18 protein-coding genes are annotated in these 23,330 nt (G+C 58.7%); 10 read left to right on the plus strand and 8 right to left on the minus strand.

Translation table 11 applies throughout. The annotated features are described in order from the left end of the window. Nucleotides 1–30: 30 nt before the first annotated feature. The 4 genes from gyrB to dnaA all read right to left on the minus strand — a co-directional run bounded on the left by gyrB (nucleotide 31) and on the right by dnaA (nucleotide 6,268). A complete protein-coding gene (gyrB, locus tag AB5I84_RS00520; RefSeq protein ID WP_369453873.1) occupies nucleotides 31–2,445 on the minus strand; it encodes a DNA topoisomerase (ATP-hydrolyzing) subunit B in 2,415 nt (804 codons plus the stop codon). Nucleotides 2,446–2,519: 74 nt separating this feature from the next. Continuing rightward, a complete protein-coding gene (recF, locus tag AB5I84_RS00525) occupies nucleotides 2,520–3,623 on the minus strand; it encodes a DNA replication/repair protein RecF (RefSeq protein ID WP_369453874.1) in 1,104 nt (367 codons plus the stop codon). Nucleotides 3,624–3,735: 112 nt separating this feature from the next. Continuing rightward, nucleotides 3,736–4,839, minus strand: a complete 1,104-nt coding sequence (dnaN, locus tag AB5I84_RS00530; protein ID WP_369453875.1) for a DNA polymerase III subunit beta — start codon at nucleotides 4,837–4,839, stop codon at nucleotides 3,736–3,738. Nucleotides 4,840–4,867: 28 nt separating this feature from the next. After that, nucleotides 4,868–6,268, minus strand: coding sequence for a chromosomal replication initiator protein DnaA (gene dnaA / locus AB5I84_RS00535; RefSeq protein ID WP_369453876.1), 1,401 nt, complete (start codon nucleotides 6,266–6,268; stop codon nucleotides 4,868–4,870). Between the two features lie 459 nt (nucleotides 6,269–6,727). Here dnaA and rpmH point away from each other — a divergent pair, with 459 nt between their 5' ends. The 4 genes from rpmH to mnmE all read left to right on the plus strand — a co-directional run bounded on the left by rpmH (nucleotide 6,728) and on the right by mnmE (nucleotide 10,527). Then, nucleotides 6,728–6,862, plus strand: coding sequence for a 50S ribosomal protein L34 (gene rpmH, locus AB5I84_RS00540; RefSeq protein ID WP_369453877.1), 135 nt, complete (start codon nucleotides 6,728–6,730; stop codon nucleotides 6,860–6,862). A gap of 43 nt (nucleotides 6,863–6,905) precedes the next feature. Beyond that, the gene (gene rnpA / locus AB5I84_RS00545; protein ID WP_369453878.1) at nucleotides 6,906–7,280 is read left to right on the plus strand and encodes a ribonuclease P protein component; all 375 of its coding nucleotides are present in this window, start codon (nucleotides 6,906–6,908) and stop codon (nucleotides 7,278–7,280) included. Between the two features lie 42 nt (nucleotides 7,281–7,322). Further along, nucleotides 7,323–9,074 carry a membrane protein insertase YidC gene (gene yidC / locus AB5I84_RS00550; RefSeq protein ID WP_369453879.1) on the plus strand — a complete coding sequence of 584 codons (1,752 nt, stop codon included), beginning with the start codon at nucleotides 7,323–7,325 and terminating at the stop codon, nucleotides 9,072–9,074. Nucleotides 9,075–9,150: 76 nt separating this feature from the next. After that, on the plus strand, nucleotides 9,151–10,527 hold the full coding sequence (gene mnmE / locus AB5I84_RS00555) for a tRNA uridine-5-carboxymethylaminomethyl(34) synthesis GTPase MnmE (RefSeq protein ID WP_369453880.1): 1,377 nt from the start codon (nucleotides 9,151–9,153) through the stop codon (nucleotides 10,525–10,527). A 45-nt stretch (nucleotides 10,528–10,572) separates the two neighbouring features. Here mnmE and AB5I84_RS00560 read toward each other — a convergent pair whose 3' ends face one another. Beyond that, the gene (locus AB5I84_RS00560) at nucleotides 10,573–11,244 is read right to left on the minus strand and encodes a class I SAM-dependent methyltransferase (RefSeq protein WP_369453881.1); all 672 of its coding nucleotides are present in this window, start codon (nucleotides 11,242–11,244) and stop codon (nucleotides 10,573–10,575) included. Nucleotides 11,245–11,510: 266 nt separating this feature from the next. Between AB5I84_RS00560 and AB5I84_RS00565 the strand changes: the two genes are divergently transcribed. Further along, nucleotides 11,511–11,684 (plus strand): hypothetical protein, encoded by a 174-nt coding sequence (locus tag AB5I84_RS00565; RefSeq protein ID WP_369453882.1) that lies wholly within the window; start codon nucleotides 11,511–11,513, stop codon nucleotides 11,682–11,684. Nucleotides 11,685–11,687: 3 nt separating this feature from the next. Here the strand turns inward: AB5I84_RS00565 and AB5I84_RS00570 are convergent, their stop codons facing one another. Continuing rightward, entirely contained in the window at nucleotides 11,688–12,926 is a 1,239-nt protein-coding gene (locus tag AB5I84_RS00570) for a DUF2254 domain-containing protein (protein WP_369453883.1), read from the minus strand. A gap of 176 nt (nucleotides 12,927–13,102) precedes the next feature. Between AB5I84_RS00570 and AB5I84_RS00575 the strand changes: the two genes are divergently transcribed. The 4 genes from AB5I84_RS00575 to gdhA all read left to right on the plus strand — a co-directional run bounded on the left by AB5I84_RS00575 (nucleotide 13,103) and on the right by gdhA (nucleotide 18,604). Beyond that, a complete protein-coding gene (locus AB5I84_RS00575) occupies nucleotides 13,103–14,476 on the plus strand; it encodes a class II fumarate hydratase (protein ID WP_369453884.1) in 1,374 nt (457 codons plus the stop codon). Between the two features lie 102 nt (nucleotides 14,477–14,578). Continuing rightward, nucleotides 14,579–16,213, plus strand: a complete 1,635-nt coding sequence (locus AB5I84_RS00580) for a fatty acid--CoA ligase (RefSeq protein WP_369453885.1) — start codon at nucleotides 14,579–14,581, stop codon at nucleotides 16,211–16,213. Nucleotides 16,214–16,503: 290 nt separating this feature from the next. Continuing rightward, nucleotides 16,504–17,202, plus strand: coding sequence for a M48 family metallopeptidase (locus AB5I84_RS00585; protein ID WP_369453886.1), 699 nt, complete (start codon nucleotides 16,504–16,506; stop codon nucleotides 17,200–17,202). A gap of 52 nt (nucleotides 17,203–17,254) precedes the next feature. After that, nucleotides 17,255–18,604 carry an NADP-specific glutamate dehydrogenase gene (gene gdhA / locus AB5I84_RS00590; RefSeq protein WP_439650170.1) on the plus strand — a complete coding sequence of 450 codons (1,350 nt, stop codon included), beginning with the start codon at nucleotides 17,255–17,257 and terminating at the stop codon, nucleotides 18,602–18,604. Nucleotides 18,605–18,659: 55 nt separating this feature from the next. On the opposite strand, the gene AB5I84_RS00595 is transcribed toward gdhA, so the two are convergent. Next, nucleotides 18,660–19,310, minus strand: a complete 651-nt coding sequence (locus AB5I84_RS00595; RefSeq protein ID WP_369453887.1) for an alpha/beta hydrolase — start codon at nucleotides 19,308–19,310, stop codon at nucleotides 18,660–18,662. 157 nt (nucleotides 19,311–19,467) lie between these two features. Here AB5I84_RS00595 and AB5I84_RS00600 point away from each other — a divergent pair, with 157 nt between their 5' ends. Further along, nucleotides 19,468–20,313, plus strand: coding sequence for a YbaY family lipoprotein (locus tag AB5I84_RS00600; protein WP_369453888.1), 846 nt, complete (start codon nucleotides 19,468–19,470; stop codon nucleotides 20,311–20,313). A gap of 59 nt (nucleotides 20,314–20,372) precedes the next feature. On the opposite strand, the gene rapA is transcribed toward AB5I84_RS00600, so the two are convergent. Further along, entirely contained in the window at nucleotides 20,373–23,219 is a 2,847-nt protein-coding gene (rapA, locus tag AB5I84_RS00605) for an RNA polymerase-associated protein RapA (protein WP_369453889.1), read from the minus strand. Between the last annotated feature and the right edge of the window lie 111 nt (nucleotides 23,220–23,330).

Consider the following 23,330-nt stretch of genomic DNA (forward strand, 5'->3'; position numbering starts at 1 on the left):
GGCCCCTTTTTTATTGGCTGCAAACCTGGATCAGATATCCAAGTTCGCTACCTGCAGGGCGTTGGACTCAATAAAGGCACGGCGTGGTTCCACGTCATCCCCCATAAGGGTGGTGAACATCAGATCCGCGCTCATCGCGTCCTTCACCGTGACCTGCAGCATGCGCCGTACCTCCGGGTCCATGGTGGTCTCCCACAGCTGTTCCGGGTTCATCTCGCCAAGACCTTTGTAGCGCTGGATATTGGCGCCACGACGCGCCTGCTGCATCAACCAATCAATGGCTTCAGCAAGGCTGCCGATCGCACGACGGGTCTCTCCACGGGCGATCGATGCATCTGCATCCAGCAGGCCAGCAAGCTTGTCGCCCAGCATGCGGATGCGGCCGTAATCCGGCGAATCAATGAACTCCTCGGAAATCACGTAATCTCGTTCTACGCCGTGGGCCAATACCCGAATACTCGGCAGGAACACGCCTTTTTCCGCATCCTCCGCCAATGACACCGTGTACTGCGTGGCATCCGGGGTATTGGCATTGGTGCGGCGCTCTAGCTCTTTGCACCAACCTTCCAAACCGGCTTTATCGCGCAAGAATTCTTCTGACAATCCTGGCAGATACGCCAACTCCTGCAAGATGCCTTCAGGTAATACGCGTGATTGACGCTCAATCAGACGTTGTACCTGGCGGTACTCACGAATCAACGCATCCAACCGCTCACCAGTGATCGGTGCGGCTTCAGCGCCGGGGTAGAGCGCGGCATTTTCCAGGGCTATATTGGTCAGGTAATCCTCCAGCGCCTGGTCATCCTTCAGGTAGCTTTCCTGCTTGCCCTTCTTGATCTTGTACAGCGGCGGCTGAGCGATGTAGATATGGCCGCGCTCAACCAGCTCTGGCAACTGACGGAAGAAGAAGGTCAGCAGTAGAGTACGGATGTGCGAACCGTCCACATCCGCGTCAGTCATGATAATGATGCTGTGGTAACGCAGTTTATCGACGTTGTATTCATCGCGGCCGATGCCGCAGCCCAATGCCGTGATCAAGGTGCCCACTTCCTGCGAACTGAGCATCTTGTCGAAGCGGGCCTTCTCCACGTTCAGGATCTTACCTTTCAGCGGCAGAATCGCCTGGGTACGGCGGTCACGGCCCTGTTTAGCTGATCCGCCCGCCGAGTCTCCTTCCACTAGGTAGAGTTCGGACAGCGCTGGGTCCTTTTCTTGGCAATCAGCCAACTTGCCAGGCAAGCCAGCGATATCCAATGCACCTTTGCGACGGGTCATTTCCCGCGCCCGACGCGCCGCATCGCGCGCCCTCGCTGCATCAATAATTTTCTGCACCACTTGGCGTGCTTCAGCCGGGTTTTCCAGCAGGTAATCATGCATGCGCTCGCCCATGACCTGCTCAACCGCGGTTTTCACCTCGGAAGACACCAACTTTTCCTTGGTCTGTGAGGAGAATTTCGGATCCGGAACCTTCACCGAAATCACCGCGGTAAGGCCTTCGCGGGCGTCATCACCGGTGGTGGAGACCTTTTCCTTCTTCAGGAAGCCTTCGCTTTCCATGTAGTTGTTCAAGGTACGGGTCAGCGCGCCACGGAAGCCCGCCAAGTGGGTGCCGCCATCCCGTTGGGGAATGTTGTTGGTGAAGCAATAGATGTTCTCGTTGTAAGAATCATTCCATTGCAGCGCCACTTCCACGGCAATGCCGTCTTCGCGGGTACCGATGAAGTGAAACACCTTGTTCAGCGGCGTCTTCGCGCCGTTGAGGTAATCTACAAAGGCCGCCAAGCCTCCCTCGTACTGGAACAGTTCTTCCTTGCCCGAGCGCTCATCCTTCAGAGAAATACTGATACCTGAGTTGAGGAAGCTCAGCTCGCGCAGGCGCTTGGCCAGAATGTCGTAGACAAATTCGATGTTGCTGAAGGTCTCGCTGGAAGGCCGGAAGGTCACCGTGGTACCGGTGCCCTCGGTGGGGCCGATTTCTTTCAGTGGAGTATCCGGCTCGCCATGGCGATAAACCTGTTCATAGAGCTTACCGTTACGCCGGATAGTCAGTTTCAGCTTCTCGGATAACGCATTCACCACGGACACACCCACGCCGTGGAGACCGCCGGAAACCTTATAACTGTTGTCGTCAAACTTACCGCCGGCGTGCAGCACCGTCATGATCACCTGGGCAGCGGAAACGCCTTCTTCCGGATGGATATCCACAGGTATTCCACGGCCGTCATCCGAGCAAGTGATGCTCTCATCCGCATGAATAGTGACTTTGATGTTCTTACAGTGTCCGGCAAGCGCTTCGTCGATGGAGTTATCCACAACTTCGAACACCATGTGGTGCAGACCGGTTCCATCATCTGTGTCACCGATGTACATGCCCGGGCGCTTGCGGACTGCATCCAGTCCTTTCAATACTTTGATACTGCCGGAATCGTAGGTGTTCTCAGTCATGTGCCTTCCTTTAATCGCTCATGGCAAACGCGACCGCAGCGCGGGTGCCCAGCTTGATCGGGCGCGGGATTGGATCAGGGCAGGGCGCTGATGCGGCCATGTTCCACGTGGAACATCTTCGCGCTCTGCACAATATCTTCCAAATGACTCAACTGCTCCCGCTGCAGCGCAGTGATGATCATTTGCTGGTTCAACGACGCCAACACGGTGAGGATCGCGCGCGAGTGAGCTGTATCCAACTCACTGCACAGGTCATCCACCAGCAAGACGCAATGACGACCATAATCTTGCACCATCAGCGACAACTGGCTTATCAACAGCGCGTAGCTGAGAGTCTTCAGCTGGCCACGGGACAGTACGTCTCGAACCGGGACGCCATCGCAGGTAAAGCGTAAGTCAGCCCGATGAGCACCACGAGTGGTGTGGCCCATTTGGCGCTCACGCTCCAGATCCTGGAACAGAAGCTGCTCCAATGCGTCAGCATCTTTTTCTGCCCAGCCAGAGAACAACGCTAGACGAATTTCGGGGAGTTGCCCCAAACCGGCTAACGTCGCCTCCAAACGGGGCTGCAGGCGCTCCAAATAGTCGCGCCGCAACCGATCAATACTAACAGAAAAGGCCGCTACTTGCTGCGTCCACGGCTTCAACTCGCGCTCTGATCCCCCCGCACGTAATAGCCGGTTACGCTGTTGGAGAGCTTGTGAAAACTGCCTCCATAACGGCAGAAAGGATTGTTCCACGTGGAACAATCCCCAATCGAGAAATCGGCGACGCTCTCCAGCACCCCCCTCAAGCATTTCCACTGTGCCTGGATGGAATACTTGTACGGGCAGCAGTTGGGCCAATTCACTCAGCCCCCGCACCGGAGCTCCATCCAGCCGCAGCGCGGTAAATCCAGTGCGAGAGCGCGCCATGCCGACCGAATGTCTCATCCCGTCCAGAGACACGGACGCGCCGCCAATCTCAGCGAACAGCGTAGCCTCCTCCTGTCCATCCTGGACTAAACGAGGCAAACGGGCGGTACGGAAACTACGTCCAGTTCCGATCAAATAAATCGCCTCCAGCAAACTGCTCTTACCGGAGCCATTATCGCCCAATACCACATTGACCCCAGGTCCTGGGCACCACTGGGTATCACGGTAGATCCGGAAATGATGGAGATCGAGGCGGTGAAGCATGGGGGAGGGCAATCCAACATCAGCAGAAACAACAGAGTAGTGCACCATCACCGAAAAGAAAAACGGGCCGATCCAATAAGGAGTCGGCCCGTTTCATGTGCTGCACGCTGAATCAGAGGCGCATCGGCATTACGACATACAAGGTGCCGGACGTGTTCGGATCCACTACTACTGCACTGCTATTGCTGTCGCCCAACTGCAGCTGCACTTCGGTACCGTGCAATGCGTTCAGTACATCAATCAGGTAACTGACGTTGAAGCCGATTTCCAACTCATCGCCCTGGAACGAAACAGACACTTCTTCTTCTGCTTCTTCCTGTTCCGGGTTATTGGCTTGGATACGCAACATGCCGTCGGACAACTGCAAGCGTACGCCACGGTATTTTTCGTTGGATAGGATCGCCACACGTCCCAATGCTTGACGCAGGGTTTCGCGATCTGCCGACACGCGACGCGGCGTGTCCTTCGGGATTACTCGTTCGTATTCCGGGAATTTCCCGTCCACCAACTTGGTGGTAAAGGTGATATCGCCCACCACCAAACGCACGTGGTTCTTGCCCACCGTCAGCCGGATTGCCGTCGCGCCGTCGCCAAGTAAACGGGCCAGTTCCATCACCCCCTTACGCGGCACAATGACCTGCACTTCTTCACTGATACCGGCGACTTCGGCATCTGCCATAGCCAGACGGTGGCCGTCAGTAGCCACAGCCCGCAAACGGTTCTTGCCCAGCTCCAGCAACATACCGTTCAGGTAATAACGCACATCCTGCTGAGCCATGGAGAAGGCGGTATTGTCGATCAAACGGCGCAGCTGCTCCGGCTCGATCTCCAACGAGGCACCACCGACCTCCTCCTCCAGGCTGGGGAAGTCAGAAGCGGGCAGGGTGGACAATGTGAAGCGGCTGCGACCGGAGCGGACCACCATGCGTTCACCATCAACCTCGAACCGGATCTCTGACTCAGCCGGCAGGCTTTTGCAGATATCCAGCAGCTTACGCGCCGGTACCGTGGTTTCCCCCAGCTGCTGGCCGTCACCTTCCAACGGTAGGCGAGCGACCAACTCGAGTTCCAGATCAGTACCGGTCAGCGATAGCCGCTGATCCGATACTTCGATCAGCACGTTCGCCAGTACCGGCAGGGTTTGTCGCCGCTCGACCACGCCGGCCACCTGCTGTAGTGGCTTGAGCAGCAACTCGCGGTTGATGGTGAATCTCATGTTTATGCCCCTACAAATAGTATGGTTTTCACGAGGTGAGACTACGCAGCAGATTCTGGTAGTCCTCTTCGATCTCCGTACTGCCTTCCCGCAGTTCCTTCACCTTGCGGCATGCGTGGAGCACCGTGGTGTGGTCACGGCCCCCGAAGGCATCACCGATCTCCGGCAAACTGTGGCTGGTCAGTTCCTTCGACAACGCCATGGCAATCTGCCGTGGTCGCGCCACCGAGCGACTGCGCCGGGGCGACAGCAGATCGGCAATCTTGATCTTGTAGTACTCCGCCACCGTGCGTTGGATGTTATCCACACTGACCTGGCGCGCCTGGATGGCAAGCAGATCTCGCAACGCTTCCTTCACCAACGCCACATCCAGTGCCGCACCGGTGAAACGTACGTGAGCGATCACTCTCTTCAGAGCACCTTCCAATTCACGCACGTTCGAGCGGATCCGCTGGGCAATGAAGAAGGCTGCGTCGTTGGGCAGCTCAATACGGGATTCTTCCGCCTTCTTCTTAAGAATCGCCACCCGGGTTTCGAGATCGGGCGGCTCCATCGGCTGCGACAGCCCCCAACCAAAACGGCTCTTGAGGCGTTCCTCAAGCCCATCAATTTCCTTGGGGAATTTATCGCAGGTGAGGATGATCTGTTGGCCGTTTTCAAGCAACGCGTTGAAGGTATGGAAAAACTCCTCCTGCGATTGCTCCTTGCCGGCAAAGAACTGGATGTCGTCAATCAACAACGCATCGAGCGAGCGATAGAAGCGCTTGAACTCGTTGATGGTCTTGTTACGCAGCGCCGAAATCATATCCGCGACGAAGCGTTCACTGTGCAGGTAGACCACTTTAGCGTTGGGATTGCGCTTGAGCATGCTATTACCCACCGCATGCATCAGGTGGGTTTTCCCCAGCCCCACGCCTCCATATAGAAGCAGCGGGTTGTACCCGTGGGTACCGGGATTCTCAGCCACCTGCTGAGCAGCCGCGGCCGCCATGCGGTTGGACTTTCCCTCAACGAAGTTCTCAAACAGGAACGAGGTATTGAGGTTGTGCCGGTGTTTGGCAACGGGGCCGGTTTCTTTCGCCGCCGGTGACGCAAACTGCTGACCTGGCGCGGCGACGACGGGCGCAGCGGTAGCCACTGGAGCGGGCGCCGCAGGAGCCGGTGTAGGCGTCGCTGCACGGGCTGCACCGACACGCAACGTCAGGGTGGGTACCGGGCCGTCCTGAAGCTCCGCAAACAGCTCGCTGATGCGCTCCAGATACTTGTCCCGCACCCAATCGACGATGAAGCGGTTGGGGGCGAACAGCACCAGCTCCGCCCCCTCCTGAGCCACAGCAGCCTGGAGCGGGCGGATCCACATGGTGTACTGCTGTGAAGGCAGCTCGTCTTCCAGCCGCACCAAACAGCGTTGCCAAAGCTCTACCGACACGCCCCGCACCGACCCCTGTTTTCAGAAACCTATAAGAAGGAGTGGATTCTAGCCGCGCCGCCGCGATTTATCCACAGGCAAATCCGGCCGCTGCCTGTGGATAACCTTGAGTGCAAGCAGGCGCACAACGTCGGTATAGCGTTGTGGACGGCGCACTGGATAACTTTCATCCCCAATTGATCCCCGGATATCCCCGGCTCCATCCCCGATCACCCACCGGCTTACGCACGCTTTAGTCACAGGCAAAGCATTTGATATATAAAGGGAAAAAACACTTATCCACAGAAATTGGCGTCCCCTATTACTATCACCACTATCATCAAAGAATTTAAAAAAGAGAATTATAAAGACTGTAGACCGCGCCCTGTTTCCTGCCTTGGATCATGCGTTGACACCGCAAAACCACTCCCCTACACTTGCCGGCCTTCGATTGACCAGTCATCCCCTGGGGATACGAACATGAAACGTACTTTTCAGCCGAGCGTAATCAAGCGCAAACGCGACCACGGTTTCCGTGCACGTATGGCCACCAAGAACGGCCGCGCCGTACTCAGCCGTCGTCGCGCCAAAGGTCGTAAGCGTCTGAGCGCCTGATTACAGGCCAGACCTTTTGACACAGCGATACGCCAAAGATCCGGTGAACGACAGTTCACCGGATCTTTGTTTTCCGATCTCCGCCCGGCTGTTGACCAGTGCTGATTTCAAAGCAGTGTTCGACCAAGCCACAGTGAAGAGCGGCAGCCGCAACTTCCTGTTGTTGTCTCGCAAGAATGGCGAAGACTGCGCGCGGGTCGGCTTAGTGGTTGCTAAAAAACGCGCCCGGCGTGCGGTGGACCGTAACCGCGTTAAACGGGTAGCGCGAGAATCCTTCCGTTTACGTCGCGCACAGATGCCTGCATTGGACATCGTTGTGCTATTGCGCGGCAATCTGCACGATCCCGCCCCGAATACACTGCGTTCCGAGCTTGATGAGCTCTGGGACAAGCTCCTTGCCAAGTGGAATCAGGCTTGAGACACTGCCGGCCGTTTTCCTGCCGCATGACAGTTTCTGGATATGGATCTTAAACGAGCGTTAATCCTCACTGCCATCGCGGTGGTGACCTACCTGATGATCCTTGCTTGGCAAAAGGATTATGGCCATCCGGCGTCCGCCAATGTGACGCAGGAACAGCCTGCGACCTTGGTGCCCGGTGATGTGCCCGATGCCGAGCTCAGCGCCCGCACCGATTCCGATGTGCCCGCTGCTGTGGAAAACAGCGATTCGCTGACTCCGGCAGTTGAAGCAGACATCGACGAACAGGCCACTACCGGTTCCGACCGCATTGTTCGCATCCGCACTGACGTGTTGGCACTGGAAATCGACCGCCTCGGCGGTGATATCGTGCGTGCTGCACTGCTGAATTACCCACGTTCTCTCGATGACAACGCGCAGCCGTTCGTGTTGCTGGAGCGCACCAGTGCCCGCCAATACGTGGCGCAAAGCGGTCTGGTCGGTGCCAACGGCACTGACACCGCTGAAGGTCGGCCGCTTTGGAATGTTTCCGCCCGCTCCTTCCGCCTTGGCGACAATGATTTCGAGCTGGATGTCGACCTAACCCTGACCCAGCCAGGCGGGGTGGAAATCATCAAGCGCTTCACGCTGGAGCGTGGCAGTTACTTGGTGCGTCAGTCGCACATCGTTCGTAACAACAGCAATGCGCCATGGCGCGGTGCTTTGTACGGCCAGATTAAGCGTGACGGGACCGATGATCCTGGCCGCGAAAGCGCTGGTTTCGCACCGCTGCCGACTTATCTCGGTGCGGCGTACTGGAGCGCTGAGAAGGCCTACAACAAGCTCAAGTTTTCCGATATGGAAGACAGCCGCAAGGCACTGAGTCTGAAGGAAACCGGTGGCTGGGTGGCAATGATCCAGCACTACTTCCTTAGTGCCTGGGTACCGGATAACACCCGCACCAACACCTTCACCAGTGTGCACCGCAAGGTGGCTGGCACGGATGAGTACTTGCTGCGCTTTGTGTCGCCGTTGACTACGGTGGAGCCGGGCCAGGAAGGGGTGCTTTACGCTGAGTTCTACGCCGGCCCGAAAGAGCAGGACGTACTGGCCGGCATCAGCCCGGGTTTGGACATGACGGTGGATTATGGTCCGCTGTGGTTCATTTCTCAGCCGATCTTTGCCTTGCTGGTATTCCTGCAAAGCGGCCACATCAGCGTGTTTGGCAGCCAGTTTGATCTCGGTTTCGGGGTCGGCAACTGGGGTGTTGCGATCATTCTGCTGACGCTGATCCTCAAGCTGCTGTTCTATAAGCTGTCCGCGGCCAGCTATCGCTCCATGGCGCGCATGCGCAAAGTAGCGCCCGAGATGCAGCGCATCCGCGAGCAGCACAAGGACGACCGCCAAAAGGCGTCCATGGAAATGATGAAGCTGTACCAGACCGAGAAGATCAATCCGCTTGGTGGCTGTTTGCCGATGCTGGTGCAGATGCCGGTGTTCATCTCGCTTTACTACGTACTGCTGGAATCGGTGGAGCTGCGCCAGGCGCCGTTCTTCCTCTGGATCCATGACCTGTCGGTGATGGACCCCTGGTTCGTGCTACCGCTGCTGATGGGGGCGTCGATGTGGTTCCAGATGCGTCTGAATCCGACGCCGCCGGATCCCACTCAGGCCCAGGTGATGAAGTGGATGCCGGTCATCTTTACCGTATTCTTCCTCTGGTTCCCGGCGGGTCTGGTGCTGTACTGGCTGACCAACAACTTGCTGTCTATCGCGCAGCAGTGGTTCATCACCCGCAAGATCGAGCGCGAATAACTGACCTTCGCGCACTGAAAACGCCCGGCAATGCCGGGCGTTTTTGTCTCTGGCCTCCACCGCCTATACTGCCGCCATGAATGCACTCACTCCTCAAGACACCATCGTTGCCATTGCCACCGCGCCGGGTCGTGGCGGTGTTGGTATCGTGCGCCTCTCCGGCGCCGACGCTCAGCGCATTGCCGCCGCGGTGCTGGCCCGACCCCGACCGCTGACACCGCGTTACGCACATTTTTCTGCATTCGTAGACGCCACCGGCGCAGTGATCGATGAAGGGTTGGTGCTCAGTTTCCCAGGCCCCCAATCCTTCACCGGCGAGGATGTGGTGGAACTGCAAGGCCATGGTGGCCCGGTGTTGCTTGACCAACTGGTGAAAGCCTGTGTCGCCCAAGGCGCGCGCCCCGCGCGCGCCGGCGAGTTTTCGCTGCGTGCTTTCCTCAACGACCGCATGGATCTGACTCAGGCAGAAGCGATCGCTGACCTGATCGATGCTAATACGGTGTCCGCCGCCCGTGCTGCGATAGGTTCACTGCAGGGTGCCTTCTCGCGCGAGGTGAACCAGTTGGTGGGCCAATTGGTGGACCTGCGTATATACGTCGAAGCCGCCATAGATTTTCCGGAAGAAGAAATCGACTTCCTGAGCGATGGACGGGTGGCAGGTGACCTATCGTCGCTGGTGGCGCAGGTCAACGCAGTGCTCACCACTGCCCGCCGTGGCAGCTTGCTGCAGGAGGGCCTGACGCTGGTGATTGCCGGCCGCCCCAATGCCGGTAAATCCTCATTGCTGAATGCGCTAGCGGGTGAAGAACGGGCGATTGTCACCGACATTGCCGGCACTACTCGGGATATTCTGCGTGAAACCATCCAGATCGACGGTCTGCCGATCAAGCTGGTGGACACCGCCGGCCTGCGTGAGTCAGAAGACGTGGTGGAGCAAGAAGGTATTCGCCGCGCTTGGCAAGCGATCGAGCAAGCAGACCGAATTTTGATTGTGGTCGATGCCTCGACTTTGGTGGATGGTGAGTTGCCACCACTGTCGGAGCTGTTGCCTTCCGCGCAGCAGGCGGTGGAAGCATTGCCGGTCCCGATCACATTAGTGCTAAACAAGATCGATCTGGCCACAGAAATGTCATCGGCGGAAGCGGATGTATTTTGTGTCTCGGCGCGTACTGGTCAGGGGCTGGACGCGTTGCGTGAACACCTAAAGCAAGTGGCCGGCTATCGCGATGACGCACAAAGTCCTTTCTCGGCACGCCGGCGCCATCTGATTGCTATCGAGCAGGCGCTGCAGGCGCTGCATCATGGTCAGCAGCAATTGCTGGGGCAGGCGGCGGGTGAGTTGCTGGCTGAGGATTTGCGTGATGCCCAGCGGGCGCTAGAGGAAATCACTGGTGCGTTCACGGCGGATGATTTGCTGGGGAAAATTTTTTCCAGTTTCTGCATCGGAAAATAAATTTTTTCTCTGGCCCGCTATTGCGGGCCAGAGAACCAAAACCAATCACGCCGCTTGTTTCAGGTTTCCACGCCGATAACACAGCAACCGCCCTTTGAACGGCGCCACCTGATCTTCAGAAAACGCCATGCGTGTTTCGGTGACTTCAAACCCTAACTCTTCCAACCGCCGCGTCAGCCGGTTGCGGTAACCACGTCCCGGACAGGTGATCAGCACCTTGGCATCGTCTGCGGCGATGCGCCCAATCACATCGCCCACTAGCTCAGCGTGATTGCCTTCATAAAGAATGTCGCTGCCGACGATCAGGTCGAATTTTCCCACATTCAACGCTGTATCCGCCCACGGCAGGTCGAGGTAGGGAATCGGCGGCAGCTTGTTCAGGGCTGAGTTGTAATCGAGGAACGGTTCACTGAGCGGATGGTGGTCGCTGGCAGTGATGTCGGCTCCCCGCGATTGCAGCAGCAGACTTGGCAGACCGAGTCCGCAGCCGAGTTCAATGATGCGGCGGTTGTGGATATCGATGTGCTTTACCGCTTGCGCCAGCACCCGGCTGGCTGGCCATAGTTGACCGAACAGGCTCCAGCTGGCCGAGCAGATGCCGGCGTTGGCCGCCTCACCTTCGGGGTCGGCAAATTGCATGTGATCACTGAGTGCACGGATGCGGCAGTGGAAGGCACCCACTTGCACGTCGATTTTGCGGGTGTGGTAACCGGGCATAATCCCTCCTGTCGTAATGACCTCGGGCGCCCTGGATGGCGGTGTAGAGCAGGTCGTATGTTCAACAACATACTGTTTTTAAAAGTTTTATCCACTGAGACTCATTTTACGGACCGCTCTCTGTGCCCTGCTGGCTGCAAAGCATCCACTTGCAGACGGTGCCGGCAGCGACTCAGCACGATGAATCGAAGCGTTATCCGTACGCCGCTGGAGGCCGTGGGAAAATCCATGCACACTGCATTTTTGCTACTGCTAACGGGTTTTCCATGTCCAACGTCCTGCCGTTTCGCAAACCCCGCGCGCCCAAAAAGGGGCTATGCCAACACGGTTTTCACCGCTGGAAGGTGGTGAAGGAAACCGTGTTCGACACCAAAGAAGGTAAGTTGGTCACTCGGTTCCAATGCGAACGTTGCGGTAAAACCAAGGTGGAAGCTAAGTAACCCTCAGTTCAGCCAGCGCGTTTGCTGCTCGATCTGTGCTTTCTCGTCGTCCAGAACCAAGGCCTGCAACGCACGGGTCCGCGCGCGCCGAGCGTGGCGATGGGCGGCACTGCGATAGCTGCCAGGACCGCAAAGCGCCAGCGCATGCAGTGATTTCTGCAGCCGCAACTGGACTTCCAGCAAGCCAGCGCCGTCGCGGGCAATTGGATTAAACAGGTCGTCAAACAAATCGCTGTCCTGCAGCGCCGGTATCCACAGACGCGGATACTCCACTTCAAATTCCTCCTCCGGCGGGCACAGCTCCAACAGACGGGTGGCACGGCCAATCACATCAATGGCGGTGCCGGGATCATTCACCGCCGGTGATAGCGCCCGCGAAGCGATCTCTGACAACACCACTAGGCCGAAACGCGGGTCTTGGTCGAACGAACGTTCGTCGCCCAAGGCGAACGCCGGCAATAATGCGTCGGCGTCTGCTTCGGCACCACTGATCCACAGCAGCGGCTCCAGCAGATGAACAAAGCGGCCGGGCATGGCGGTGACATACAGTTCGGCCTCGGCGGATTCCGCCCAGGTGGCTAGCTTGGCCACATCAACAAACTGCACATAGCCAATAGCGGTGGGATAGACCGGCGTGGCGTTGGCCGGGATCGGTTGCCGGTCGGTCAGCGCATTGCCGCCGAGGGTGGGGCGCTGTCGCCTGGCAGCCAGCGCCTGGCGGGTGGCTTTTTCCACCCGCTCGGTGGTCTCACCGACGCGGCCGAGGCTCGATAAGTGCTCGATCCAGCGCAGCAGTGTCAGCACGATCAGTGCCAGTACCAGCAATGTCATGACGAACATGATGATACGGCCGCTGTCGCCGTAGGAGCCGGTGCTCAGCGCTACGAGTCCCACTAAGCTGAACAGAAACGAGCCGATGAAGGTGGCCAGCACGTTCTGAGTGGTGCTGTCCTGCATCAACAGCTTGGTGGCACGCGGCGTGACGCCGCTGGAGGCGGCAGCATAGGCGCTCACCATCACGCTGAGCGAAAATGTGGTGACGGCCAGCATGCTGGAGGCCAGCACATTGAGGATGCTGTCCACCGCTTTGGCGCCGATGTGCAGATCCAAATCGGCCGGCACCAGCCATTGGCCGAGCAGGCCAAGCAGCGCAGTGGCGACGCCCAGTAACGCGAACAGCGCCGCGCGCACCCACAACTGCCGCGACCATTGTCGCAGCGCCCAACGCCAGCTTCCGTTCATCCTGGTTCCTCCCTTGCATTGACGCGCAACAGCATACGGGGACCACGCCCCCTCAAGATGTCATCAAACGATGTTTTTCATTGGTGCATGGCCCTGCCAAAAGGCAGGCTTGTTGCGTTGCCGGGCAGGTTGCACCATGGGTGCCCGACCCGGTTCTGGAACAGGAGGCAAGCAGCATGGCTGAACGTATTGAACGGGATTCCCTTGGGGACGTGCGGATTCCCGCTGATGCCCTGTGGGGACCGCAAACCCAACGTGCGGTGGATAACTTTCCAATCTCAGGCCCGATGCCGGCGCCATTCATCCGTGCGCTGGCGCAGGTGAAGTGGGGCGCTGCGGCGGCCAATGCTGAGTTGGGCTTGCTGCCCGGCGACAAGGCGGCGGCCATCCAAGCCGCGGCCGCCGCCATTGCCGACGGCGCCCATGCGGAGGCGTTTCCGGTGGATGTGTTCCAGACCGGCTCCGGCACCAGCAGCAACATGAATATGAATGAAGTGATCGCCCATTTGTGCCAGCAGCAAGGCGTGGCGGTGCATCCTAATGACGATGTGAATCTGGGGCAGAGCAGTAATGACAGCGTACCCACCGCGCTGCATTTGGCCGCCGCCGACAGTTTGAAAGATGGTGTGTTGCCGGCGCTGTCGGCATTGATGCAACAGCTCGACAAGCGTGCTGGGGAATGGGCTGACGTGGTCAAGACTGGCCGCACTCACCTGATGGATGCCATGCCGCTGACACTGGGCCAGGAATTGTCTGGCTGGGTGGCGCAGCTGCAGTTTGCCGAGCGTCAGTTGCAGCAGTCCTATGAGGCTGTGTTGTCGGTGCCGCAGGGGGGAACCGCGGTGGGCACCGGCATCAACGCCGATCCCGACTTCGCTGCCCGCTTTGCTGCCGCGTTGGCGCAACGTAGCGGTCATCCGCTACAGCCGTTGGCGTCGCCGTTTTCTGGCCAAAGCGCATTGGACCGACCGCTGTCCGTGTCGGCGGCGTTGCGTGCGTTGGCGGTGGTGTTGATGAAAATCTGCAACGACCTGCGCTGGATGAACTCCGGTCCGATTCACGGTCTGGCGGAAATCCAGCTGCCGGCGGTGCAGCCGGGTTCCAGCATCATGCCCGGCAAGGTGAATCCGGTGGTGTGTGAGTCGGTGTGCATGATCGCCGCGCAAACCATGGGGCTGGACCAAGCCAACGTGATAGCTGCTCAAAGCGGTAACTTCCAACTCAATGTGATGATGCCGTTGATGGCCGCCAACTTGGTGCAGATGGCGGGCTACCTCGAACGGGGTATGGGCATTCTAGTGCCCATGCTGGCCGGTATGCAGGCCAACCGCGAGCACTTGGCCGAGACGGTGGCGCGTAACCCGGTGTTGGTCACTGCGTTGAATCCCGTGATCGGCTATGAAAAGGCAGCGGATATCGCCAAGGAGGCCTTCCGCACTGGTCGACCGGTGCTGGAGGTAGCACGTGAATACACCGACTTGGACGACCAGGTGCTACGCCAGCTGCTGGACCCGGAGCAATTGACTCACGGGGGCATCCAAGCACAATGAATCCGATTTTTCTCCGTCCTGGATGCGGCTGGGCAGGCCGCATTCTTGCGCTGTATACAACAAACGCACGGCCTGCGGCCGTGTCATAACGAGGAGTACTCCATGACAGCACGACTGATCGCACGCACCCCGTCAGCAGTGGCCACGCAGATGGTCATCGGGACCATTCTTGAAACCGGCGTGCGGACCAGCCCGAACCAGGAAATCGTCTATGCGGATAAATGCCGCATGACTTACCTGGAGCTCCAGCAGCGCGTTGGCCGTCTGGCCTCTGCACTGGCCGCGGCCGGCGTCAAAGCCGGTGATACCGTGGCGGTAATGGACTGGGATACCCACCGTTACCTGGAGTGCTTCTATGCGATCCCGATGATGGGCGCAGTGCTGCACACCGTGAACGTCCGGCTGTCGCCGGAACAGGTGCTTTACACCATTAACCACGCCAAGGATGACGTCATCCTGGTGAACCGTGAATTCCTGCCGCTGATCGACGCAGTGAAGGACCGTATCGAAACGGTGAAAACCTTCATCCTGCTGGACGATGAAGGCGGTGATGTACCGGCTGGTTTCGCCGGTGAATACGAAGCGTTGCTGGCACAGGCCGACAGCAATTACGCGTTCCCGGAGCTGGATGAGAACACCTGCGCCACCACCTTCTACACCACTGGCACTACCGGCCTGCCGAAGGGCGTCTACTTCAGCCACCGTCAGTTGGTGTTGCACACTTTTGCGTTGCGCGCAGTGACCTCCGGCGACGGTCAGGGCCGCTTCAACCAGTCTGACGTGTACATGCCGATCACGCCGATGTTCCACGTGCATGCGTGGGGGGTTCCCTACCTGGCCACGCTGCTGGGCGTGAAGCAGGTGTACCCGGGCCGCTATGTGCCAGAGATCCTGCTGAAATTGCTGGTGACCGAGAAAGTCACCTTCTCGCACTGCGTACCGACCATTATCCAGATGCTGCTGGGCAGTGAAGTGGTGCGTCAGCTCGACCTGAGCAAATGGAAAGTCATCATCGGTGGTTCGGCGTTGCCGAAATCGCTGGCCAAGGGCGCTATGGAGATGGGTATCGACATCTTTACCGGCTATGGCATGAGCGAAACCGGCCCGGTACTGACGTTGGCGAACCTGATGCCGCACATGGAGGAGTGGGACATGGATGCGCAGGCGGATGTGCGCTGCCGTGCTGGCCGCCCGATTCCGATGGTCGATCTACGCATTGTCGACGGCAACATGAACAGCTTGCCGCACGATGGCAAAACCCAAGGCGAGATCGTGGTGCGGGCACCTTGGCTTACCCAAGGCTACTTGGACGATCCGGCTAATTCGGAAGAACTGTGGCAGGGCGGTTGGCTGCATACCGGCGATATTGGTGTGATTGACGCTGATGGTTACCTGAAGATCACCGACCGCATCAAGGATGTGATCAAGACCGGTGGTGAGTGGATTTCCTCGCTCGATTTGGAAGGCCTTATTCTGCAACATCCGGGCGTGGCAGAGTGCGCTGTCATTGGTATGCCGGATGCAAAATGGGGCGAACGTCCGCTGGCATTGGTAGTGAAAAAACCAGATGCAGATGTGACCAGTGAAGCGATCCAAAACCTAGTAGCAGACTTCGCTGAAAAAGGTGTGATTTCGCGCTACGGCATTCCGGAAAATATCAAGTTTGTTGACAGCCTACCGCGTACTAGCGTGGGCAAGCTTGACAAGAAATTGATGCGTACCGAGCACCTTGGTTGATCTATGAAAAATAAAAAATGCCCGCTGTTAGAGCGGGCATTTTTTTAAAAATCATTCGTTTATATTTCTATAAAAAATATATTTATATGGCCGTTTTTTAATTTGTAAATTAATAATTACTAATTTTGTTCGCATCTGTAATTATATATTTTATAAGTTCATAAACTACTCTTCTAAGACCTGTCGCAGCACTACGCCAGTGAGTACATTGTCGACACCCGACGTTTGCCCTTCCAATACTGCCGGGTCACGGCGGACAGCTCGGCCCCGCCTGTAATATACTCGCGCGCATGTCACAGACCGACCTGGAGCAGTACCGCGTCATTCGCAGTGGCCGGCGGACGCTGGAGCTGCGCCTGACGGCGGATGGAGAAGTAGAGGTGCGCGCCCCGTGGCGGGTGCCGGATGCCGAGATTGCTGCGTTTGTTGCCAGTCGAGGAGACTGGCTGCGGCGCGCCCGGCAACGGTTGGCCACGCGGCAAGCACCACTGGAACTGGCTCTGGAGACGGGGGCAGTACACCCGTTTCGCGGCAAGCCGCTGGTACTTGAGTTAGACTGCGCGCCCCGCGCCAGTGTGCAGCTGGAGGACGGACGCCTGTTGATCAGGGCGCCTGATCTGTCAGCGGCACCGGTGGCAGCGTTGCTGCAGGGCTGGTACCGGCAGCAGGCTCGACATTATTACGACGCAGAGATCGATCGCCATTTCCCTTGGTTTGCAGAGCGGGGGCATGCGCGGCCGGTGCTGCGGGTCAAACAAATGCGGTCCCGCTGGGGGTCTTTGTCGGCGCGAGGGTATATCAACCTCAGTCTGACGCTGATCCAGCTGCCGGCGGAGTGCCTGGAGTACGTGGTTGTCCATGAGCTGTGCCATCTGGAGCACATGAACCATGGCCCCGGTTTCTACCGGTTGATGACGGCGCGCCTGCCCGATTGGCAGCCGCGCCGTCATTTGCTCAACCACTTGCCTCGGATAGCGCTTGCGTTCTAAATGGCGCCCCCGCGACTGAAAAACACTCATTGACAGGATCAGGGAGTTACCAATGACTCAACCGATCGAGCGGCTGGACCAGCTGCTCCAGCAGATGCGGCAACGGGATCCGGGCGAACCGGAATTCCACCAAGCAGTGGAAACCGTGCTGCGTGCGTTGTGGCCGGACATCGAAAACCGGGAAGAAATCTTTGCCGCCGGCATCCTCGACCGCCTGATCGAGCCTGAGCGCGTGATCCAGTTCCGGGTGCCGTGGGTGGACGACCAAGGTGTGGTGCGCGTCAACCGCGGTTATCGCGTGCAGATGAACAGCGCCATCGGCCCCTATAAAGGTGGCATCCGCTTCCACCCGTCGGTGAATGCCGGCGTGTTGAAGTTCCTGGCGTTTGAGCAAACGCTGAAGAATGGTCTGACCACGCTGCCGATGGGTGGTGGTAAAGGCGGCGCTGACTTCGATCCGAAGGGCAAGAGCGAGGGCGAAGTGATGCGCTTCTGCCAGTCCTTTATGACCGAACTGCAGCGCCACATTGGCCCCAACCTTGACGTGCCGGCCGGTGATATCGGCGTTGGCGCCCGGGAAGTGGGCTATATGTTCGGCCAGTACAAGCGCTTGAAGAACGAATTCACCGGCGTGCTGACCGGCAAAGGCCTGACTTGGGGCGGCAGTTTGCTGCGTCCGGAAGCCACCGGCTACGGTCTGGTTTACTTCGTTGAAGAAATGCTGCGTCAGAAGGGATCCGGCCTGGATGGTATGCGCGTGGCACTGTCCGGCTCGGGTAACGTGGCTCAGTACGCCATGCTGATGCTGGTTGAAAGCGGCGCCAAGGTGCTGACCCTGTCTGACTCCAGCGGCACGGTGGTGAACGAAGAAGGCTTCACCCGCGATCATTGGCGCGCGCTGATGACGCTGAAGAACGAGAAGCGCGGTCGCCTGAGCGAGCTGGCCGCCGAATTCAACCTCAAGTATCTGGAAGGTGAACGTCCGTGGGCCAATGTGTCCTGCGACGTGGCACTGCCGTGTGCCACTCAGAACGAGTTGGACGAGGCTGATGCGGCCGCGCTGCTGAAGAACGGCTGCTACTGCATCGCTGAAGGTTCCAACATGGGTTGCACCGCTGATGCGGTGTCCCTGTTCCGCCGTGAGAAAGTGCTCTATGCACCCAGTAAGGCGGCTAACGCCGGCGGCGTGTCAGTATCCGGTCTGGAGATGAGCCAAAACTCCCTACGTCTGCTCTGGACCGAAGGCGAGGTGGACGAAAAGCTGCATGCCATCATGCACGCTATCCACAACGCCTGTGTGAAGTACGGCCGCGACGGTGACCACGTGGATTACGTCCGTGGCGCTAACGTTGCTGGTTTCATGAAAGTGGCAGAAGCGATGTTGGCGCAAGGCGTGGTGTAACCACCTTCGCTGCCATGACAACGGGCGCCTCAGGGCGCCCGTTGTGTTAACGGCATCAGGCCAACCGCGCCAGCATCCAATCGCGCACATCATCCAGCTGCGGCATACACACTTCATGGCCCATGGGGTACCACTGTTCGGTCACCGGATAGCCCCACTGCTGTAACTGGCTGATGGCGGACTTACCACGTGCAGGCATCACCACTTCGTCATGGTGGCCGTGGTGGACGGCGATCGGCAGATCATGATTGGCGTCGCTACGGATCAGCGAATCGCTGGTAGCCAGATAGGTGGAGCAGGCCAGTAAACCGCCCAGTCTCTGTGGATAACTTAGAGCGGTGTGATAGGCCACCGCCCCGCCCTGTGAGAAACCAGCCAATACAATACGGTCTGCGGCCATGCCGGCGGCACGCTCGGCGTCGATAAAAGCAGCAATCTGTGTTGCGGAGTGCTGGACCCCTTCAGTATCCACCGCATCGTTGCGACCGCTGGCACGCAGGTCGTACCAGGCTGGCATGATATGGCCATTGTTCACTGTGACCGGCATTTGCGGGGCATGAGGCAAAATGAAGCGTACCTTCGGCAACGCCAGATAACGGGCCACCGGTGCGAAATCATCGCCGCTGGCGCCGAGGCCGTGCAGCCAGATGACGCAGGCATCCGCCGATTGGGTGGGCTCGAGTCGCAAATGGGGAAGCAGAGACATGATCTGTTCATCCTGTGGATAACTTTGTGGACACTGCGTGTAGGACCGGTGGAGCACTGTGGATAATCGCGGCAGCCTTTACAACTCCTTGCTTGAGTCAGCCCGGTCGCAGTCGCATGATGAATCGTCTTTTTTATTCAATGGAGCTTCTCTCATGATGAGTCAGCGCACAGGCTTGTGGGCGTCTGCCCTGGTATTGGGTACTACTCTTGCCCTCAGCGGGTGTGACAAGCCGGCCTCGAAGCCGTCCGGCAATACCGAGACTAGCGCTCAAGGCAGCAGCTCGGAAAGCAACGTGCCGACGGCCAAGCGTGTACTCAAGGGTGAAGTGATCTATCGAGAGCGCGAGGCACTACGCGAAGGTTCTGAACTGCGTGTGCAGTTGAACGATGTGTCCCGCGCCGATGCGCCGTCGCGGTTGATCAGCGAGCAGGTCATTAGTACCCGTGGCCAAGTGCCGATTGCCTTCGAGCTGCATTACGACGAGGCGGATCTGACCCGCGGCTTCACTTACAGCGTCGGCGCCAGCATTCGTGATCCGGAAGGCGATCTGCGTTGGATCAGCATGGATCACAACGACCCGAAGCTGGAAGTGGGCAAGGATCCCGCGGCGATGGAAATCATGCTCGGCAAGGTGACCGACCCGGATGAGCGTATTTTGCCGGACGAGGCAGTCTGGAGTGAGCCGTGGGATAAAGCCCGCGAGCGTGGCGTGACCTTCCGTGCGGTCGGCAATGAGCCGGGCTGGTATCTGGAAGTGTCCGGCAAAAAACATCTCAAATTGGTAATGGACTACGGTGAAAAAGTCGCCGAGACCGATAGCTTCCAACTGCGTCCGGTGGAAAACGGTGACGAGTACCGCGCTGAGCTGGCCGGCAATCCGATCCGAGTAGTGGCGCTGCGCAAAGGCTGTGAAGATGACATGAGTGGCGAAGCGTTCAGCTACACGGTGGAAGTCGAGCTGGATGGACAGAACTACAAAGGCTGTGGCCGCACTTTATAAGCCATCGCACCATAAAAAAAGCGCCCATTAGGGCGCTTTTTTTGGGTTCCGAAAACGCTTCATCCGCCGGCGACAATGACGCGTACTGCGGCCAAATGGCAGCGTGTTTCGGCCAACGCAGCCGTCAGCGCCTGGCGCTCCACATTATAGGCGGCAATGTCTGCGTCGCTGATGTCAGCATTGCGTTGTTGCAGTTGCCGTAGACGTTGTTGCTCCCGGGACAATTCGGTCTCCATCTTCTCCCGCGCTTGGTCGAGCGTGTCCTGAGCCAGCGCCTGCATCCGTTTCTGGTCCTGTGCCAGCAACTGGGTCAGTAGTGTCTGCTGGCTTTCCACTACTTTGCGAGACAGCCCTTTGTCCATCTTCTGGCATTGCTTCGATAGACCGTCATGGGAAATGCTGCCGCCCAGATCGCGGCCCTGGGCATCCAGCAGGCTGCGCATCACTGTGGTAGGCAGGAAACGCTCCACCTGCAAGGCTCGCGGCGCGCTGCAACGCAGGCTGTAGATCAATTCCACCAGTAGGGTGCCGGCTTTCACCTTCGGATTGCGTAGCAGAGCCGTGGCCGCCTTGCCCCGGTCTTCTCCCAGCACCAGTTCGATGGCACCGGTGACCATCGGATGCTCCCAGGTCAGGAACAGCATGTCGTCGCGGCTTAGCGCCGTGCTGCGGTCTGTAGTGACGGTGACGCCTTCTTCCGGCAGGCCGGGGAAGGGCGCCAGCATGTGGGCGCCGGGGCGCAGAATATCGGCGTGCTCGGAATGTTCTTCTACTTCCACGCCGAAACGCTCGAATACCCGCTCCATGAAATCGTGGGGGGTATGCGCATCGGCTGCCGCCAAGGCGGCAATGAGCTGTGCCGAGCCATTGGGATCGTGGGAACCGAGCTCCAGCAGGCGGTCGCGACCGGATTCCAGCTGGCCGAGCAGGGTATCCATGGTGGCGGCGGTGTCTGCCACCAGTGCGTCGCGGCGGGCGCTGTCGGCTGGTGCGGCCAGCGCCTGTTCAAGCGCCGCACCGGTGGCGGCAAGAATCTGCGAACCAGCGGGGTTGGTGCGACTGAAGGCGCCCATGCCGTCGTGATACCAATGGAACATCACTGCTTGGGCATGATCGCTGAAGTAGGGCACGTGGATTTGAATGTCCTGCTTTTGACCAATGCGGTCGAGCCGCCCGATGCGCTGTTCCAGCAAATCCGGGTGGCGTGGCAAATCCATCAACACCAGGTCATGGGCGAACTGGAAGTTACGGCCTTCGCTGCCGATTTCGGAGCAGATCAGCGCTTGGGCGCCATCTTCAAAATCGGCGAAGTAGGCGGCTGCGCGGTCGCGGCTGATGAGGTCCATGTCTTCATGGAACACCGCCACGTTCATGCCGAGTTTGTAGCCGCACCACGCATGCAGATCGATGGCGGTTTCCTTGTGAGCACAAATGATCAGCACTTTGCGGCTGCGCTCGCGGCGCAGGAAATCCGCCAACCAGGTGACACGCGGATCTTCAGCGCACCAGCGGTCATCAGAGAATCCGCGCTCCGGGAACAGGTCGGTCTCTTCGCCGGCGTACTGTGGTGGTACCGCTAGCGGGACCGGCTGCAGTTGGCGCTGTGGGAAGCCACTGATGTTCTTGCGGGTGTTGCGATAAAGCACGCGGCCGGTGCCGGAGCGGTCTAGCAATGCGGCCAACAGCGCATCGCGGCGGGTTTCGTCCAGCGCCTCATCCGGCAGCAGCGCGGCCAGCTTGTTGCGCAATGCCGTGTCCCACACCGGTTGGTCGATCATGGCGCCGGCAACGTCAGCCACTTCACGGTAGGCGGCCTGTTCGGCGCGGAACGCGTCAAGATCGTGAAAGCGGGCGGGATCAAGCAACTGCAAGCGCGCAAAATGACTTTCCAAGCCCAATTGCTCTGGTGTGGCCGTTAGCAGCAGTAAGCCTTCCGCGGCGTCAGCCAGTTTGGCCACCCGTTGGTATTCCTCGCTTGGCGCGTCCGGCGACCACGCCAGATGGTGGGCCTCATCGACGATAAGCAGATCCCACTGGGCATCGATCAGCTGTTGCAGATCGCACTCCGCCAGGAAGTCGGTGCTGATCAGAATCAGTTGCTCAGTAGAGAACGGGTTGTCTGCTTCGGCAGGTGCAGCGCCGGCCTCTTCTGCAATCAGGCGCGCCATCATGTCCTTGATGGACTCCTGCGGTTGCAATGCCGCCAAGCGCTCATGGTCGAAAATGCTGAAGTGCAGGTTGAAGCGCCGCACCATTTCCACAAACCACTGGTGGACTAACGCCGGCGGCACCACGATCAAAATCCGTCGGGCGCGCTCGGTGAGCCATTGCTGATGCAGGATCAACCCCGCTTCGATGGTCTTACCCAGACCGACTTCATCAGCCAACAGTACTCGTGGGGCCTTGCGGGTGCCGACATCATGAGCAATCCACAACTGGTGGCCGATCAAGTCCACGCGCGGACCGCGCAGGCCAAGTACCGGTGAGTTCTCGGTTTCTGCTTGGGCATACAGTGCCGCTACGCGCAGATTGAACCAACTGCTGCTGTCGAGTTGTTTGGAGAACAGTCGGTCTGCGACGGCGGTCAGCGATACCCGGTAACCTAATTGGCTTTCCGGAATGATGCGTTCGCTGCCGTCTTCGTCACGCACTTGGTAGAGGTACAGCTCTTGCTGGACGCTCAGTGACTCCACCGTGAAGCTGTCGCCATCCTGGTTCTCGATGGTGTCGCCGGGGCCGAACACCATGCGTGACAGCGGAGCGTTAGTTTTAGCGTAAGTGCGTTCTTCTTCGCAGGCGGGATAAAACAGGGTCACCAGGCGGTAGTCGATATTGACCACGATGCCCAAGCCCAGCTCGGTTTCGGTCTCGCTGAGCCAGCGTTGTCCAACGGCGTAATCAGTCATGGAATCCGGAATATCGTCGCAGGCCGCGTCCCGGCGGCAATGAAACCAGCGCCCTGACTTCGTCACGGCTCCACTGGGTCCCGAACCGTGCCGGGAAAGCGCCAATTATAA

The sequence above is a fragment of the Alcanivorax sp. REN37 genome, from assembly GCF_041102775.1.
Classification (GTDB): Bacteria; Pseudomonadota; Gammaproteobacteria; order Pseudomonadales; family Alcanivoracaceae; genus Isoalcanivorax; species Isoalcanivorax beigongshangi.